Raw genomic sequence first — 16,786 nt, 5'->3', positions numbered from 1 at the left:
AAAGGCAGCTACTTACATCGTATGAGTGGGACGGTCGGATTTCAGCGCTCCGGCCAGATGGGTTTCGATGCGACTACGGGCCGTGTTGTCGCCCTCGTTGAACTGAACGCCGACACCGGCGGCGCGGTTGCCTTGCGCACCTTTGGGGGTGATCCAGGCGACCTTGCCGGCGACCGGAATCTTTTCCGCTTCATCCATCAGGTTCAGCAGCATGAACACCTCATCGCCCAACTTGTAGCTCTTGTTGGTCGGGATGAACAGACCACCGTTCTTGATGAACGGCATATAAGCGGCATAAAGCACGGATTTGTCCTTGATGGTCAGGGACAAAATGCCGTTGCGCGGCCCGGGGCTGACAGGTTCGTTCATGTTGACCTCCACTGCTGATGCTCAGAGTCTAGGTACACATTCTTATCTTTGGCCAGGCAATCCCGCCCATTGCACCAACAACGCCTCCAGCAACAGTGTCGGGTTGAGGTTGGCCTTGCTCAGGACTTTCTGCCGCTGGGCGAGAATCCAGTCCTGAATATCGAGGACTTTGCCCTGCGCACTTTTCTGCGCGAGGTACTGCACAACCTTACGCATATCGGTCAGGCCAAGACCGGCTTCGTCCTGCGTCAGTTGATAACGCAAGATCAGGCTCGACCAATCGCAAAACCAATCGAACAGACGCAGCATTGGAATGCTTTTCCATTCTTCGGCCAGTTGCGTCGGCGATTGCTGCTGCTTGAGCAGCTTCTTCACACCTTCGACCACTTGCGCGCGCTGATCGCGCACACCTTGAGACTGAAGGCTGACCGCCGCCAATGGCGAGCCCGCCGCCAACGTCAACAGCTCGACACGCTCCTCTGCGGAACATTCCGGCAGCGCCTGAGCCAGCCATTGCAGGCTCATCGCCTCACTCGGCAACGGACAGGCCTGCTGCACGCAGCGACTCTTGATCGTTGGCAACAAACGGCTCGGCTGGTGACTGACCAACAGCAATACCGTGTCGCCGGAAGGCTCTTCAAGACTTTTGAGCAAGGCGTTTGCGGCGTTGATGTTCATCGACTCCACCGGCTCGACCAACACCACCTTGCGTCCGCCCAGTTGCGCGGTCTGCACCACGAAGCTGACCAGATCACGCACCTGATCGACCTTGATTGCCTTGTCGGCCTCTTCCGGTTCGAGGATGTAATTGTCCGGGTGGCTGCCAGCCTTGAGCAGCAAGCAGGATTTGCACTCACCGCAGGCTTCAGGCGTCGGACGCTGGCACAACAGGCTGGCCATTAGCCGCTCCGCCAAGGCCCGCTTACCGATACCGGCCGGGCCATGTAGCAGATAGGCGTGGGCGTGCTGGCTACGTCCGGCCAGATGCTGCCAGAGGCTGTCTTGCCACGGATAAGCCTCAGCCACGGCTCAGCTCCAGCAAACGCGGCAGCAATGTATCCAGCGATTGCTGGACTTGTGCCAACGGCTGACCGGCATCGATCCGCACGTAACGCGAAGGATCGGCTTCAGCACGCTTGAGAAACGCGCCGCGCACCGCTTCGAAAAATGCCCGTCCTTCAAGCTCGAAACGATCCAGACGCCCCCGCGCACTGGCACGGGCCAGGCCGATTTCCACCGGCAGATCGAAAATCAGCGTCAGATCCGGGCGCAGATCACCCTGTACGAAGGTTTCCAGCGTCGCGATACGCTCCAGCGACAAACCGCGACCAGCGCCCTGATAGGCATATGTCGAATCAGTGAACCGGTCACACAACACCACTGCACCACGGGCCAGAGCCGGACGGATCACTTCAGCCAGATGCTGGGCACGCGCGGCGAAAACCAGCAACAGCTCGGCATCCGGATTCATGACTTCGTCGGCCGGCGCCAGCAGCACGTCGCGAATCCGTTCGGCCAGCGCAGTACCGCCGGGCTCACGGGTCAACAGCACCTCGATACCGGCGGCGCGCAGGCGCTCTGCCAGGTATTCGCGGTTGGTGCTCTTGCCGGCGCCTTCCGGGCCTTCCAAGGTAATAAACAAGCCAGTCACAGGCAGTCCTTAATCAAAGTCATTGCGTGTCTTGTGGTGCCGCAGCGTCCGGTGCAGCCTCCTGAGGCGAAACCTGCGGCGGCGACTCAGGCGCAGTTTGCGGTGATGCTGCAGGTTTCGCTTCATCGGATTCCGGAGCCGCCTCAGGCGTGACTGCTGGCGCCGGACTGGAGCGGTAATCGGCGCGTCGCTTGAGCTGGAACTCGCGCACCGCACGATTATGTGCATCGAGGTCGTCAGAGAAGACATGGCTGCCGTCGCCACGTGCGACGAAGTAAAGACTGGTGCCCTCCACCGGGTTCAACGCAGCGTGAATCGCTTCACGCCCAACCATTGCAATCGGCGTCGGCGGCAGGCCAGGAATCACGTAGGTGTTATAAGGCGTCGGCTCTCGCAAATGAGCACGGGTCAGCTTGCCGGTGTAACGATCGCCCAAGCCATAAATCACTGTTGGATCGGTCTGCAATTGCATGCCCACCGCCATCCGACGCACAAAGACGCCGGCAATCTGACCGCGTTCCTGCGGCACGCCGGTTTCCTTCTCAACCAGCGAGGCCATGATCAGCGCTTGATAAGGCTCACTGTAAGGTGCGTCGGCGGAGCGATTTTCCCACTCCTTGGCCAATACTTCGTCGAGACGATCAAAGGCCTTTTTCAGCAGTTCGGTATCGGACATGCCGCGCTCGAAGCGGTAGGTATCAGGGAAGAAACGACCTTCCGGGAACAACCCCTTGTGGCCGATCTTCGCCATGACGTCGCTGTCGCTAAGACCATTGAGGGTGTGCTCGATTTTTTCGTCTTTGGCCAACGCCGCGCGCACTTGATGGAAATTCCATCCTTCAACCAACGTCAGGCTGTACTGAACCACCTCCCCACGCTTCCACAAGTCGATCAGACCATCGACAGTCATGCCCGGCTGCATGCGGTATTCACCGCTGTGGATTGGCGTACCGGCAAGATTGAACCGCCAATAAACCCGTAGCCAGAATGCGTCCTTGATGACGCCATCGGTTTCGAGCTCGAGGAAAGTCCGGGTCGGTGTGGAACCTTTCGGCACATCCAGCAGCTCTTCCTGCGTGATGTTCAGAGGCTGCTCCAGTGCGGAGTGAATCTTCCAGGCGCTGGCGCCCAACAGCAACCCTGCCAGAACCAATCCGGTTTCCAGCAGCAGCAAAAGTTTACGTCTCACGAATCAGGCATCCAGTAGGGCGCGGGCAATGGTTTGCAGTTTACGGGTGAGCGGGCCAACCGGCCAGCTCAGCGCAGCGTAGGCACGTACCGGCCAAACGCCATAAACGCTATTGCAGAGAAAGACTTCATCGGCCCATTGCAGCTGTTCAAGGCTGATATCGGCGATTTGTGTGGGGATGGTCAAAGACTCGGCCTGAAACAATATTTCGGCGCGCATCACACCAGCCACGCCGCAACGCTTCAAATCAGGTGTGATCAACACCCCATCACGCACCAGAAACAGGTTGCTGAACACCCCTTCGATGACTCGACCGGCCTGATCGAGCATCAAGCCTTCAGCGTGTTCGCTGTCCTGCCATTCGGCGCGGGCGATGACTTGTTCCAGGCGATTGAGGTGTTTCAGACCCGCCAACAAGGGCTGGCTGGCCAATCGCGTGCTGCAAGGAAAGAGGCGAATGCCAAGTTGCGCGTGGACAGCGGGGTAAGCGGCAGGAGGGTTGCCTTGCAGAATGCGTCGACCCTGCGCCGCAGGATCTGGCGCATAACCGCGCAAACCATCGCCCCGCGTGAGGATAAGCTTGAGCACGCCCTCGCCCATCGCCGCCGCATAGCTCAGCAGCTCTTGGCGAATCAGTTCGATGTCGGTCGCAATGGCCAGACGCGAACAGCCATCGGCCAGTCGCGCCAGATGCCGATCCAACAGCACCGGCTGGCCGCCACGCACGGCAACGGTCTCGAACAGACCATCGCCGTAAGCCAGGCCGCGATCTTTCAGCGACAGCGTGTCAGCCGGTTGACCGTCGACCCAGCAGTCCATCAACCTGCGAACCGGCGGAACGCCAAGGTACCGTTGGTACCGCCAAAACCGAAGGAGTTGGACAGCACGACGTCGATATCCATGTTGCGCGCAGTGTGCGGCACAAAATCGAGATCGCAGCCTTCGTCGGGCTCTTCAAGGTTAATCGTCGGTGGTGCCACCTGGCCGTTGATTGCCAGCACGCTAAAGATCGCTTCGACCGCGCCCGCCGCACCCAACAGGTGACCGGTCATGGACTTGGTAGAACTGACCGCCATTTTGTAGGCGTGATCACCGAACACGGTCTTGATTGCGTTGGCTTCGGCAAGATCGCCAGCCGGCGTCGAAGTGCCGTGGGCGTTGATGTACTGCACTTGATCGGCATTGATCTTCGCGTCACGCAGTGCATTGGTGATGCAGCGGGCTGCACCGGCGCCGTCGGCGGGCGGCGAAGTCATATGGAACGCGTCGCCGCTGGTACCGAAACCAATCAGCTCGGCATAGATGGTCGCGCCACGAGCCTTGGCATGTTCGAGCTCTTCGAGGACCAACGCACCGGCACCGTCGGACAGCACGAAACCATCACGGCCCTTGTCCCAAGGACGGCTGGCACGGGCCGGCTCGTCATTGCGGGTCGACAGCGCACGGGACGCGCCGAAGCCACCCATGCCCAGACCGCACGCCGCCATTTCGGCACCGCCGGCGATCATCACGTCGGCTTCGTCATACATGATGTTGCGCGCCGCCATACCAATGCAGTGCGTACCGGTGGTACACGCGGTGGCGATGGCGTAGTTAGGTCCCTGTGCCCCCAGATGGATCGACAGGAAACCGGAAATCATATTGATGATCGAGCCTGGCACAAAGAACGGTGAAATTCGGCGCGGCCCCGTCTCATGCAGGGTACGGCTGGTTTCTTCAATGTTGGTCAGGCCGCCGATACCCGAACCCATGGCGACGCCAATGCGTTCACGGTTGGCGTCAGTGACTTCCAGACCGGCATTGCGCACGGCTTGAAAGCCTGCGGCGAGGCCGTACTGAATGAACAGGTCAAGCTTGCGCGCTTCCTTGACCGACAGGTATTCCTCGACATTGAAGCCCTTTACCGAGCCGCCAAAGCGGGTGGAATAGGCAGAAAGGTCGGTGTGTTCGATCAGACCAATGCCACTACGGCCAGCCAGAATGCCCTGCCAACTGCTCGGCACATCCGTGCCCAGTGGCGACAACATACCCATACCGGTGACTACGACGCGTCTACGCGACACAGCACTCTCCTTTTTCAAATGACGATTTTGCATCAGGCCTAAAGAAAAAACCGCACGCCATGATGGCAGTGCGGTTTTTCCATGACAGCAAGCAACGATTACAAACTATTACGCCTGGTGGCTGGTAACGTAATCGATTGCAGCTTGTACTGTAGTGATCTTCTCAGCTTCTTCGTCAGGGATTTCGGTCTCGAATTCCTCTTCCAGAGCCATCACCAGCTCAACGGTGTCAAGGGAGTCGGCACCCAGGTCTTCAACGAAGGAAGCAGTGTTAACCACTTCTTCTTCTTTAACGCCCAGTTGCTCGGCGACGATTTTCTTGACGCGCTCTTCGATGGTGCTCATACCTTGTTTTCACTCCTAATGGACAAATTCAGGCAGCTGGCCGGTGGGTAAGTGTATAGAAAGACTTTTCAGCTTTTCAACTGAAAGCTTCACTCCTCAAACCCTGCAGCCCTCTGTCTATAAATAGATTGCAGCTTTATAACGGATTTTAGACAGCTCGTATGACATTTTTTTGAAGCAATCCGTCACATTTTACTCACATGTACATCCCACCGTTCACCGGGATTGTAGCCCCAGTAACGTATGCCGCACCGTCGGATGCAAGAAAAGCGACCACAGACGCGATCTCTTGAGCTTGCCCCAGACGACCCAGCGGAATCTGCGTCTGCAAGGCTTCACGCTGTGCTTCAGGCAGTTCGCGGGTCATATCGGTGTCGATAAACCCTGGGGTTACCGAGTTGACCGTAATCGAACGCGAACCGACTTCACGCGCCATTGCACGGCTGAAACCTTCCAGACCGGCCTTGGCGGCTGCATAGTTTACTTGGCCTGCGTTGCCCATGGCACCCACCACCGAGCCAATACTGATAATTCGTCCCCAACGCGCCTTGGTCATGCCACGCAGAACGCCCTTGGACAGGCGATACAGACTGTTCAGATTGGTATCGATCACGTCGTACCATTCATCGTCTTTCATGCGCATCATCAGGTTATCGCGGGTGATACCGGCATTATTGACCAGGATTGCCGGCGCACCGAACTGCTCCTGAATGCTCGCCAGTACACTGCTGACCGATTCGTCACTGGTGACGTTGAGTTCCAGACCGGTACCCTGAATGCCATGTTCTTTCAGAGTAGCGGAGATAGCCTCGGCACCCTTGGCAGAAGTTGCGGTACCAATGACGGTAGCGCCCTGACGACCCAGTTCCAGTGCGATGGCCTGGCCGATACCGCGGCTTGCACCGGTGACCAGTGCAACTTTACCTTGCAGACTCATGCAAGCTTCTCCTGATTCAGGCTTGCGCTGCGCGAGCGGCAGCGAAAGCGTCTGGGGTATTGAGGTTGGAAGTCGCAACGCCTTCGGCGCAACGTTTGTTCAGACCGGCAAGCACCTTGCCCGGCCCGCATTCGACCAGATTGGTCGCGCCTTTCGCAGCCAGAGTCTGTACCGACTCGACCCAGCGAACTGGCTTGTAGAGTTGTTCGAGCAGATCACGCTTGAGGGTTTCCAGATCGACCGGCACTTGCGCGCTGACGTTCTGTACCACAGGGATCTGCGGCGCCTGCCAGTCAATGGCGGCGATGGCTGCGGCAAAGCGTTCGGCAGCCGGACGCATCAGCTCGCAGTGCGACGGCACGCTTACCGGCAAGGGCATGGCACGCTTGGCGCCACGCGCCTTGCAGCCTTCAATGGCACGCTCGACAGCCGCCCTGGCACCCGCAATAACCACCTGGCCCGGCGAGTTGAAGTTGACGGCGCTGACCACTTCGCCTTGCGCCGCTTCAGCACAGGCTGCGAGCACGTCGGCGTCTTCCAGGCCAAGGATGGCAGCCATGCCACCCTGCCCGGCCGGTACGGCCTCCTGCATCAACTGACCACGGCGCTCAACGAGCTTCACCGCGTCAGCCAGCTTCAGGCTACCTGCAGCAACCAGCGCACTGTATTCACCCAGGCTATGACCGGCAACGAAAGCTGGACGCACGCCACCTTCAGCCAGCCACAGACGCCAAAGGGCAATCGATGCAGTCAGAATGGCCGGCTGGGTTTTATCGGTTTGATTGAGCAGCTCTTCCGGCCCTTGCTGGGTCAGCGCCCAAAGGTCATAGCCCAGAGCATCGGATGCTTCTTTGAAAGTTTCGAGGATCAATGGATGTTGCGCGCCCAACTCGGCCAGCATGCCGAGGGACTGCGAACCCTGTCCTGGAAAGACGAATGCGAGGGAAGCAGACATGTAACAAGCCCCTAATGATCTTGTCGTCGAATAATGACGCCCCACTTGGGGACGCAAGAAACTGACAGTTGGATGGCCCTTTGAACCGGGCGGTCACATTTAAGCATTGTCCGACGAAAACGCCTAAGACAACAAATCCTCCAGACGACCGTGGAGACGCTCCGGCAGGTTCTCCTGAATCTCGATCAACGCGCGCTCGATAGCACTCTGAAAGCCTTGAACCCCGGCCGACCCGTGACTTTTCACCACAATGCCCTGCAAACCCAGAAAGCTTGCGCCGTTATGTCGCGCCGGCGCCAGATCAGCCTGCAAGCGCTTCATCAATGGCAACGCCAAGGCACCGACAGCGCGCGTGGCGAGGTTACGCCTGAACAGCTCCTCGATACGCGCCGCGATCATCGTCGCCAGCCCTTCGCTGGACTTGAGCAGGATATTGCCGACAAAGCCATCGCATACCACCACGTCCGCCTCGCCGCGATAAAACCCATCGCCCTCGACAAACCCGATGTAGTTAATCCCTCGCGCCGCTTGCAACAAGGTGGCTGCCAGCTTGACTTGCTGATTACCCTTGATGTCTTCGGTGCCAATGTTCAACAACGCCACGCGCGGACGGGCGATGCCCAGTGTCTGCGCCGCCACCGAGCCCATCACAGCGAACTGCAAAAGATGCTCGGCACTGCAATCGACATTGGCGCCCAGATCAAGCAACTGGCAATACCCCTTCTGTGTCGGGATCGCCGCAACCATGGCTGGCCGATCAATGCCAGGCAACGTTTTGAGGACAAATCGCGACAGCGCCATCAACGCCCCTGTATTGCCAGCACTGACACAGGCCTGAGCCTTGCCATCACGCACCAACTCCAAGGCGACACGCATCGACGAATCCGGCTTGCCACGCAAGGCTTGGGTCGGTTTCTCGTCCATTGTGATGACTTCAGACGCCGCAACAATTGTCAGGCGCGCGCGATCGGCAGCCGATTGGCCGTTGATCAATTCTTCAAGAAGGGAGGGTTGACCGACGAGGGTCAGGTACAGCGAGGGCGTAGCAGAAAGGCAAGCAAGGCTGGCCTGAACAATGCTGCGGGGACCGAAGTCCCCGCCCATTGCGTCAATCGCGATGACTTGAGCGGACAAGTGATTACTCGTCAGCGCCCTTGTCGATCACTTTACGGCCACGGTATACGCCTTCTGGCGATACGTGGTGACGCAGGTGAACTTCACCGGTGGTTTTTTCTACAGACAGGGTGCTAGCCTCGAGAGCGTCGTGCGAACGGCGCATGTCACGGGCAGAGCGGGATTTTTTGTTCTGCTGAACAGCCATAATTGATTAACTCCTAAACGTTTGGGTCACGCTTTAACTGCGCCAATACACTGAACGGGTTGGACCGCGTTACCTCGTCCTCGCTCGGTTCGGGCTCATCTGCTCCCGCCGGCTGCTGGCATTCTTCCGGATGATGAGCAGGCACAATGGGCAAGGCGAGCAGAAGCTCCTCCTCGATCAGTGACTGCAGATCCAATGGATCTTCGCCCAGTTCCAGCACGTCATAACCTTTCGGTAACGACTGGGTATTCGCACCCTCCTTCACCACGGCGTAACTGCATTCGCTGTGGATCGGCAGGGTGACCAGCTCAAGACAACGCTGGCAAACCATTTTGACTTCGGTGTCGATAAAGCTGTGGATCACCACAGATTTACGTTCATCTCGTTCAAAAACGAATTTGGCCTGCACCGTACCGACATTGTCGGAAAGCGGGTCGCAGAGTCTCTTCAAATCGGCCAGCAGCAGTTCACCTTGAAGGGTGGTGCCACGGTCAGCCAATTTGCGCGGGTCAACGTGAGGTGGAATCGGGTCATTCAACATAGGCGCAGCATTATAGGGATGCACCCACCCATGTCAAAGGAAATTGTGCCCTGTCCGTCACTTGCACGCCTGCGCTAGAATCCACACCTCCCTCAGGAGACGCGAATGCTGCCTTTATTACTCGCTTCAAGCTCGACTTATCGCCGCGAATTACTTGCCCGCCTGCACTTGCCGTTCACCTGCACTTCGCCGGATATCGACGAAAGCCACCGCCCCGGCGAGCCGGCGATCGAACTGGTCAAACGCCTCGCCGAACAAAAAGCCCGAGCATTGGCCCACAACCACCCCGCTCATCTGATTATCGGCTCCGATCAAGTCGCCGTGTTCGGCGAGCAGATCATCGGCAAGCCGCACACCTTCGAGAAAGCCTGCGAGCAACTGATGGCTGCCAGTGGTGCCAGCGTGACCTTCCTCACCGGCCTCGCCCTGCTCAACAGCCAGACCGGCCAATGCCAGGTCGACTGCGTGCCGTTCACCGTACATATGCGGCAACTCGATCTGGCGCGCATCGAGCGTTACCTGCGCATCGAGCAACCCTACGACTGCGCCGGCAGCTTCAAGGCCGAAGGCCTGGGCGTGAGCCTGTTCCAGTCCACCGAAGGCCCGGACGCCACCAGCCTGATCGGCTTGCCACTGATTCGCCTGATCGACATGCTGCTGGCTGAGGGAATGCAGATCCCTTAAAGCAAAAGATCGCAGCCTTCGATAGCTCCCAGGAACTGCCGCAGACTGCGATCTTTTGATCTTTAAAACAACTCAGCGCAACGAAGGACCGTGGAACCCCATCCACATCGCCAACTGCTCAGCAACGCTTGCACCAAGCTTCTTCGAGAAGCGATCGAACGGCGATTCCTGAACAGTGAAGTCAACCAGTTCTTTCTCACCGATCACGTCACGCGCCACCGAACTGGCGCTACCCAAGCCATCGATCAAGCCCAATGGCAGCGCCTGCTCACCCGACCAGACCAGCCCGGAGAACAGCTCCGGATGCTCTTTATCCTTCAGGCGATCGCCGCGCCCTTGCTTGACGCTATTGATGAACTGCTTGTGCGTGGTATCCAGCACACTTTGCCAGAACGCGGTTTCTTCAGGTTTCTGCGGCTGGAACGGATCAAGGAACGACTTGTGCTCGCCCGAGGTGTAGGTGCGACGCTCAACACCCAGTTTCTCCATGGTGCCAACAAAACCGTATCCAGCAGCGGTCACACCAATGGAACCCACCAGACTCGCCTTATCGGCATAGATCTGATCCGCCGCACTGGCAATGTAATAGGCACCGGACGCACCGAGATCGGAAATCACCGCATACAGCTTGGTGTCCGGGTGCAGACCGCGCAAACGCTTGATCTCGTCATAGACATACCCCGACTGCACCGGACTACCGCCAGGACTGTTGATACGCAGGATGACACCCTTGACTTTCTTGTCTTCGAACGCTGCGCGCAAGGCGCCGACAATGTTGTCAGCACTGGCCGATTCCTTATCGGCGATCACGCCGGCAACATCGATCAGCGCGGTGTAGTTCGTGCCGCGAGCGGCGCTCTTTTCCATATCCATCAGCGGCGTGAACAGGATCAACGCAACAAACAGATAAACAAACGTCAGAAGCTTGAAGAAAATCCCCCAACGCCGCGAGCGACGTTGCTCCTGCACACCGGCGAGCAGAGTCTTTTCCAACAGCTTCCAGCTTTTCTCGTCACCGCCGTCGGCACTTGCCTTGGCCGGTGCCTTCCATTCGTCGGTCATGCCATTCACCCCAGCAAAAACGTATTAGGCCCGCTGCCCCAGCCAGGCATGCAATTCGGAAAAACGATCGATCGACAGACGCGGCTCGAACTGCTGCAGTGATTCAATCGATTGCGCGCCATAACTGACCGCCACCGACTCCATCCCCGCGTTACGCGCCATTAATAGATCGAAGGACGAGTCCCCCACCATCAGCGCCTGCTCCGCACGCACACCGCAATGAGCAAGAATCTGCTCCAGCATCAGAGGGTGCGGTTTACTCGCAGTTTCATCGGCAGCACGGGTAATGTCGAAATACTCTTCCCAGCCATTAGCCTTGAGCACCCGATCCAGTCCGCGACGATTCTTGCCGGTCGCGATTGCCAGGTGATAACCCTGCTCGCGAAAGGATGCCATCGACTCGACGACACCCTCGAACAACGGCGAAGGCACGGCTTCTGCAGCGATGTAGTGATCTGCGTAATACTCGCGGAACGCAACCATTTCGGTATCGCTGATCTCGGGGTACAACGTGCGAATCGCCTCGGGCAAACCCAGGCCAATGATGCCCTTGACGGCAAAGTCATCGCGCAACTCGAAACCGGACCGCCCGGACGCGGAATGCATCGCCTCGACAATCCGGCCAATGGAATCGGCCAGCGTACCGTCCCAATCGAAAATCAGCAGTTTGTAATCAGGGTGCGGCACTCAGGCGCTCCACAGTCTTGGCCCACATTTCATCGACCGGGGCCTGCAAGGTCAGCTTGCCACCGTCAGGCAACGGCACGGTCAGCATGTAAGCGTGCAGAAAAAGGCGCTTGCCGCCCAGATCGCGGATTTCCTTGGTGAAATCGTCATCACCGTACTTGCTGTCGCCAGCAATGCAATGCCCGGCGTGCAGGGTGTGGACGCGAATCTGGTGGGTACGACCGGTAACAGGCTTGGCCTCGACCATGGTGGCGAAATCGCCGAAGCGGCGCAGCACCTTGAACACAGTCAGGGCTTCTTTGCCCTCGTCGTTGACTTCAACCATGCGCTCACCGGAACGCAGGTTGCTCTTGAGCAATGGCGCACTGACCTGCTTGATCGAGGTCGCCCAATTACCACGAACCAGCGCCATGTAGCGCTTGTCGACACCATCGCCACGCAATTTTTCGTGCAAGTGACGCAGCATGCTGCGTTTCTTGGCAATCATCAGCAAGCCGGAAGTGTCACGATCGAGACGATGGACCAGTTCCAGCTCCTTTGTATCGGGACGCAACTGACGAAAGGCTTCGATCACGCCGAAATTCAGACCGCTGCCACCATGAACCGCAATGCCGGCGGGCTTGTTGATCACGATCAGCGCCTTGTCTTCGTAGACGATCGATGCTTCCAGACGCTGCAACAGTCCCTGGGCCAAAGGCACCGGTTCATCACGCTCCGGCACGCGAACCGGCGGCACGCGCACGATATCGCCGGCCTGCAGTTTGTATTCAGGCTTGATCCGTCCCTTGTTCACGCGCACTTCGCCTTTACGCAAAATGCGGTAAATCAAGGTCTTGGGCACGCCTTTGAGCCGGGCGAGGAGAAAGTTGTCGATTCGTTGGCCGGCATACTCCGGCGAGACTTCAAGCAATTGAACGCCTGGAGTCGAAGGGGCAGTAGTTGTCATGCCGCGGATGATAACAATTTTTATGGAATTGAAGCACTTAATCATTGCTGCTATAGTCGCGAACGCCGCCAAAAGCGGCCTGGGCAGCGGAACCACGGTCAAAAACCGGCCCTGACCAACGCAATTCACCAGGACGCGAGGCCGTCCTACGGGGCTTTCGCTACGTAACGGTGGAGTTTGCAGTTGTAACAAGCGCAGGTGACATGAGGCCTGAATTACACCGCCGAGCAGAGTTTTTACTCGTCTGGCAGGCAGATATTCACGGCCAGTTCACAAAGTGCAGTCAGCTGCGAATGACCCCGAGCGAACGCTTCGGAAACATCGCCTAAATTAGCCATGATGCGTGACCTCCCCTTTCGGAGTTCACGGTAAATGCCAACCCGCTGCGGATTCTGCGCGCGGCAGCACCCGAATTATCAGGGATACGTGTAGGGTGGAGATGCACAACCGCTGGACTGTGTAGCAATAGGCTTTATCAAGACGCTTCATCTCGTCCACAGCCACTGGTTGATTCCTCCTCCTGACTGAGTGCTTAAGTAGCCACAGCAAGCAGGACGCGTACGTCGCGGTATCGGCCCAATTGGTCGCACATCGCTGGACACGGGAATGGCCAACCACTCCCGACGCACCTGACACCGACCGTGAGAAGTCGTGTGTGCCGAACGCCGTTTCCGGCAGCCCGGAAACCGACGGTACTACATGAAAAGAATGCTGATTAACGCAACTCAACCCGAAGAGTTGCGTGTTGCACTGGTAGATGGCCAACGCCTCTACGACCTGGACATCGAATCCGGTGCACGCGAGCAGAAGAAGGCCAACATCTATAAAGGCCGCATCACTCGCATCGAACCAAGCCTTGAGGCTGCCTTTGTCGATTTTGGCTCCGAGCGCCACGGCTTCCTGCCCCTCAAAGAAATCTCCCGCGAATACTTCAAGAAAGCCCCCGAAGGCCGCGTCAACATCAAGGACGTCCTGAGCGAAGGCCAGGAAGTCATCGTTCAGGTTGAAAAAGAAGAACGTGGCAACAAGGGCGCAGCCCTGACCACCTTCATCAGCCTGGCCGGTCGTTACCTGGTGCTGATGCCGAACAACCCGCGTGCCGGCGGTATCTCCCGTCGCATCGAAGGCGAAGAGCGCAACGAACTGCGTGAAGCACTGAACGGCCTGGTTGCCCCGGCCGACATGGGTCTGATCGTGCGCACTGCAGGCCTTGGCCGCAGCAGCGAAGAAATGCAGTGGGACCTCGACTACCTGCTGCAACTGTGGACCGCCATCAAAGAAGCCTCGCTGGATCGCTCCGCGCCATTCCTGATTTACCAGGAAAGCAACGTGATCATCCGCGCGATCCGCGATTACCTGCGCCAGGACATCGGCGAAGTGCTGATCGACAGCGTTGAAGCCCAGGACGAAGCCCTGACTTTCATCCGCCAGGTAATGCCGCAGTACGCCAGCAAGATCAAGCTGTACGAAGACAGCGTTCCGCTGTTCAACCGTTTCCAGATCGAAAGCCAGATCGAGACCGCCTTCCAGCGCGTCGTCGAACTGCCTTCCGGCGGTTCCATCGTTATCGATCCGACCGAAGCGCTGGTGTCCATCGACATCAACTCGGCGCGCGCCACCAAAGGCAGCGACATCGAAGAAACCGCTCTGCAGACCAACCTTGAAGCGGCTGAAGAAATCGCCCGTCAGTTGCGCCTGCGCGACATCGGCGGCCTGATCGTCATCGACTTCATCGACATGACCCCTGCCAAGAACCAGCGCGCCGTGGAAGAGAAAGTCCGCGAATGCCTGGAAGCCGACCGCGCTCGCGTGCAGATCGGCCGTATCTCGCGCTTCGGCCTGCTGGAAATGTCCCGTCAGCGCCTGCGCCCATCCTTGGGCGAAAGCAGCGGCATCGTCTGCCCGCGTTGCAACGGCACCGGCATCATCCGTGACGTTGAATCGCTGTCGCTGGCGATCCTGCGCCTGATCGAAGAAGAAGCCCTGAAAGACCGCACTGCCGAAGTTCGCGCCCAGGTGCCGATCCCGGTGGCTGCGTTCCTGCTCAACGAAAAACGCAACTCGATCACCAAGATCGAACTGCGCACTCGTGCCCGTATCGTCATCCTGCCAAACGACCACCTCGAAACGCCGCACTTCGAAGTTCAGCGTTTGCGTGATGACAGCCCGGAAGCCGCGACCAACCAGTCCAGCTACGAAATCGCCGCTGCCGCTGCCGACGTCGAAGAAGTCCAGCCAGCCGCCGCAACCCGCACCCTGGTTCGCCAGGAAGCCGCGGTCAAGACCGCACCAGCCCGCGCCAACGCTCCGGTTCCGACCGAAGTGGCCGCACCTGCTGCACCAGCACCAGCTCCAGTGGCCGCGCCAGAGCCAAGCCTGTTCAAAGGTCTGGTGAAGTCGCTGGTCAGCCTGTTCGCGACCAAAGAAGAGCCCGCCGCGCCGGTGGTCGTTGAAAAACCAGCTACCGAGCGTCCAGCCCGCAACGAAGAACGTCGCAACGGTCGCCAGCAGAGCCGCAACCGTAATGGTCGTCGCGATGAAGAGCGCAAGCCGCGCGAAGAACGTGCACCGCGCGAAGAACGTGCACCTCGCGAAGCTCGCACTGAAGCGCCAGCCGCCCGCGAAGAACGCGCACCTCGCGCACCTCGTGAAGAACGCGCCCCACGTGCGCCGCGTGAAGACCGCAAGCCTCGTGGCGAGCGTGAAGAACGTGTACGCGAACTGCGCGAGCCACTGGATGCCGCTCCAGTAGCCGCCGCTGCCACCGTTAATGCAGAAGAGCGTCCGGCCCGCCAGCCTCGCGAAGAGCGCGCACCGCGCCCGCCGCGCGAAGAGCGTCAACCGCGTGCAGAGCAGGCCGCTGCTGCCGTCGTTGAAGACGAAGTGATCACCAATGAAGAGCAACTGCCGGAAGATGGTTCGGAGAACGCCGAAGGCGATCGTCCACGTCGTCGCTCCCGCGGCCAGCGTCGTCGCAGCAACCGTCGCGAGCGTCAGCGTGATGCCAACGGCAACGTGATCGAAGGATCGGAAGAATCCGAGTCCGGCGAAAACGCTGAAGCACCAAGCGCTGCCGATCTGGCCGCTGGCCTGGCTGTTACCACCGCCGTCGCCAGCAGCGTCATCAGCGCTCCGGCTGAAGCGCAAGCCAACGAGCAAGCCGAACGCGCCACTGCCGCTACACTGGAAACTGCTCCAGTTGAAGCACCGGTGGTTGAAGCAACCACTCCGGTGGAAGTGACGGCGGCTCCGGAAGTCGAAGTGGCACCGGTTCGCGAAATTCAAGCCCAGGTTGAAGCCCAGCCTCAGATTGAAATCGCTGCCGAACCTGCTTTCGTAGCCCAAGAGCCCGTTGTCGTTGCAGAGCCGGTTATCGAAACCGTCGCTGAAAACGTGACCGAAAGCGTGCGTGAAGTTCGCGAAGAGCAAACTGCATTCAACTGGGTTGCAGAGCCAACCGTAGCCGAAGCGCCAGCGCCTGCTGCTGAAGCTGAAGTGCCACAAGCCACGGTGTCCGAGCCAGTGGTTGCCGCTGCCGAACCTGCTCCAGCGCCGGTCGTCGAAGCGCCAGTGGTTGCCCAAGCCCCAGCGGTTGAAGCGCCTGTAGTCAGCGCGCTGACGCCAAACGGCCGCGCTCCAAACGATCCACGCGAAGTGCGTCGTCGCAAGCGCGAAGAAGAACGTCTGCAGAAGGAAGCTGAACTGGCTGCCGTAGCTGCTCCTGCGGCTGAAGTGGTCGAGGCAGCTCCTGCCCCGGCTGCTGAAGAAGTCGTCGTTGAAGCAGCCATTGCTGAAGCGCCTCGCTCCGTTCAGGACGCGGCCGAGCATCACGAAGAGGCCCAGGAAAAAGAACACGAGCCTAAACCCCTCGTCTGATTCCAAAAGCCAATAAAAAGCCCCGCCTGAATATTCAGGCGGGGCTTTTTTTATGCTCACCGATTACCGTACCGGGATTGCGTGAAGAACAAAAAAAAGCCCGATCTCGCTAAAGCGTTCAATCGGGCTACAGCACTCAGGAGCAATAAGTGCAAAGGGA

The 16,786-nt window shown here is 58.7% G+C and carries 17 protein-coding genes; 2 read left to right on the top strand and 15 right to left on the bottom strand.

The features are described from left to right. Positions 1-12: 12 nt before the first annotated feature. From AACY18_RS11410 to AACY18_RS11355, 12 genes are all read right to left on the bottom strand, one after another. Positions 13-369: a PilZ domain-containing protein gene (locus AACY18_RS11410; protein WP_150651119.1), complete on the bottom strand. Its 357-nt coding sequence runs from the start codon at positions 367-369 to the stop codon at positions 13-15. Between the two features lie 42 nt (positions 370-411). Next, positions 412-1,395 carry a DNA polymerase III subunit delta' gene (locus AACY18_RS11405; RefSeq protein WP_339431074.1) on the bottom strand — a complete coding sequence of 328 codons (984 nt, stop codon included), beginning with the start codon at positions 1,393-1,395 and terminating at the stop codon, positions 412-414. Next, entirely contained in the window at positions 1,388-2,020 is a 633-nt protein-coding gene (gene tmk / locus AACY18_RS11400; RefSeq protein WP_339431073.1) for a dTMP kinase, read from the bottom strand. The genes AACY18_RS11405 and tmk overlap by 8 nt, the downstream gene beginning before the upstream one ends. 19 nt (positions 2,021-2,039) lie before the next feature. Continuing rightward, the gene (gene mltG / locus AACY18_RS11395; protein WP_339464894.1) at positions 2,040-3,209 is read right to left on the bottom strand and encodes an endolytic transglycosylase MltG; all 1,170 of its coding nucleotides are present in this window, start codon (positions 3,207-3,209) and stop codon (positions 2,040-2,042) included. Positions 3,210-3,212: 3 nt separating this feature from the next. Beyond that, complete coding sequence (gene pabC / locus AACY18_RS11390; protein WP_339431071.1) at positions 3,213-4,028, bottom strand: aminodeoxychorismate lyase; 816 nt, start codon at positions 4,026-4,028, stop codon at positions 3,213-3,215. Further along, a complete protein-coding gene (gene fabF, locus AACY18_RS11385) occupies positions 4,028-5,272 on the bottom strand; it encodes a beta-ketoacyl-ACP synthase II (RefSeq protein WP_339431070.1) in 1,245 nt (414 codons plus the stop codon). Before fabF ends, pabC begins: the two co-directional genes overlap by 1 nt. A gap of 108 nt (positions 5,273-5,380) precedes the next feature. After that, positions 5,381-5,617: an acyl carrier protein gene (acpP, locus tag AACY18_RS11380; RefSeq protein ID WP_003175607.1), complete on the bottom strand. Its 237-nt coding sequence runs from the start codon at positions 5,615-5,617 to the stop codon at positions 5,381-5,383. A 196-nt stretch (positions 5,618-5,813) separates the two neighbouring features. Next, positions 5,814-6,554, bottom strand: a complete 741-nt coding sequence (gene fabG, locus AACY18_RS11375; protein WP_339464893.1) for a 3-oxoacyl-ACP reductase FabG — start codon at positions 6,552-6,554, stop codon at positions 5,814-5,816. A 16-nt stretch (positions 6,555-6,570) separates the two neighbouring features. Further along, positions 6,571-7,509 (bottom strand): ACP S-malonyltransferase, encoded by a 939-nt coding sequence (fabD, locus tag AACY18_RS11370; RefSeq protein WP_339464892.1) that lies wholly within the window; start codon positions 7,507-7,509, stop codon positions 6,571-6,573. A 123-nt stretch (positions 7,510-7,632) separates the two neighbouring features. Continuing rightward, complete coding sequence (gene plsX, locus AACY18_RS11365) at positions 7,633-8,643, bottom strand: phosphate acyltransferase PlsX (RefSeq protein WP_339464890.1); 1,011 nt, start codon at positions 8,641-8,643, stop codon at positions 7,633-7,635. 4 nt (positions 8,644-8,647) lie between these two features. Continuing rightward, positions 8,648-8,830, bottom strand: a complete 183-nt coding sequence (gene rpmF, locus AACY18_RS11360; RefSeq protein ID WP_003179396.1) for a 50S ribosomal protein L32 — start codon at positions 8,828-8,830, stop codon at positions 8,648-8,650. 13 nt (positions 8,831-8,843) lie between these two features. Further along, entirely contained in the window at positions 8,844-9,371 is a 528-nt protein-coding gene (locus AACY18_RS11355) for a YceD family protein (RefSeq protein ID WP_014339505.1), read from the bottom strand. Between the two features lie 105 nt (positions 9,372-9,476). Between AACY18_RS11355 and AACY18_RS11350 the strand changes: the two genes are divergently transcribed. Beyond that, on the top strand, positions 9,477-10,055 hold the full coding sequence (locus AACY18_RS11350; RefSeq protein ID WP_339431066.1) for a Maf family protein: 579 nt from the start codon (positions 9,477-9,479) through the stop codon (positions 10,053-10,055). Positions 10,056-10,127: 72 nt separating this feature from the next. Here AACY18_RS11350 and sppA read toward each other — a convergent pair whose 3' ends face one another. From sppA to rluC, 3 genes are read right to left on the bottom strand one after another with little or no spacing between them, the layout of a single operon-like run. Continuing rightward, complete coding sequence (gene sppA / locus AACY18_RS11345; RefSeq protein ID WP_339431065.1) at positions 10,128-11,117, bottom strand: signal peptide peptidase SppA; 990 nt, start codon at positions 11,115-11,117, stop codon at positions 10,128-10,130. A gap of 24 nt (positions 11,118-11,141) precedes the next feature. Next, positions 11,142-11,804 (bottom strand): HAD-IA family hydrolase, encoded by a 663-nt coding sequence (locus AACY18_RS11340; RefSeq protein WP_339431064.1) that lies wholly within the window; start codon positions 11,802-11,804, stop codon positions 11,142-11,144. Further along, positions 11,791-12,750, bottom strand: a complete 960-nt coding sequence (gene rluC, locus AACY18_RS11335; protein WP_339431063.1) for a 23S rRNA pseudouridine(955/2504/2580) synthase RluC — start codon at positions 12,748-12,750, stop codon at positions 11,791-11,793. The genes AACY18_RS11340 and rluC overlap by 14 nt, the downstream gene beginning before the upstream one ends. Positions 12,751-13,449: 699 nt before the next feature. Here rluC and rne point away from each other — a divergent pair. Continuing rightward, complete coding sequence (gene rne / locus AACY18_RS11330) at positions 13,450-16,626, top strand: ribonuclease E (RefSeq protein ID WP_339464889.1); 3,177 nt, start codon at positions 13,450-13,452, stop codon at positions 16,624-16,626. Positions 16,627-16,786 lie beyond the last annotated feature (160 nt).

Source organism: Pseudomonas sp. EA_65y_Pfl2_P74 (genome assembly GCF_963970575.1).
In the GTDB taxonomy this organism is placed as follows: Bacteria; Pseudomonadota; Gammaproteobacteria; order Pseudomonadales; family Pseudomonadaceae; genus Aquipseudomonas; species Aquipseudomonas baetica_A.
This window is presented reverse-complemented; position numbering and strand designations above follow the sequence as displayed.

Excerpts from the sequence above, each read along its gene's own strand:
- AACY18_RS11410 (WP_150651119.1), bottom strand. The coding sequence starts at position 369 with ATGAACGAACCTGTCAGCCCCGGGCCGCGCAACGGCATTTTGTCCCTG.
- pabC (WP_339431071.1), bottom strand. The coding sequence starts at position 4,028 with ATGGACTGCTGGGTCGACGGTCAACCGGCTGACACGCTGTCGCTGAAA.
- acpP (WP_003175607.1), bottom strand. The coding sequence starts at position 5,617 with ATGAGCACCATCGAAGAGCGCGTCAAGAAAATCGTCGCCGAGCAACTG.
- fabG (WP_339464893.1), bottom strand. The coding sequence starts at position 6,554 with ATGAGTCTGCAAGGTAAAGTTGCACTGGTCACCGGTGCAAGCCGCGGT.
- fabD (WP_339464892.1), bottom strand. The coding sequence starts at position 7,509 with ATGTCTGCTTCCCTCGCATTCGTCTTTCCAGGACAGGGTTCGCAGTCC.
- rpmF (WP_003179396.1), bottom strand. The coding sequence starts at position 8,830 with ATGGCTGTTCAGCAGAACAAAAAATCCCGCTCTGCCCGTGACATGCGC.
- AACY18_RS11355 (WP_014339505.1), bottom strand. The coding sequence starts at position 9,371 with ATGTTGAATGACCCGATTCCACCTCACGTTGACCCGCGCAAATTGGCT.
- AACY18_RS11350 (WP_339431066.1), top strand. The coding sequence starts at position 9,477 with ATGCTGCCTTTATTACTCGCTTCAAGCTCGACTTATCGCCGCGAATTA.
- sppA (WP_339431065.1), bottom strand. The coding sequence starts at position 11,117 with ATGACCGACGAATGGAAGGCACCGGCCAAGGCAAGTGCCGACGGCGGT.
- rluC (WP_339431063.1), bottom strand. The coding sequence starts at position 12,750 with ATGACAACTACTGCCCCTTCGACTCCAGGCGTTCAATTGCTTGAAGTC.
- rne (WP_339464889.1), top strand. The coding sequence starts at position 13,450 with ATGAAAAGAATGCTGATTAACGCAACTCAACCCGAAGAGTTGCGTGTT.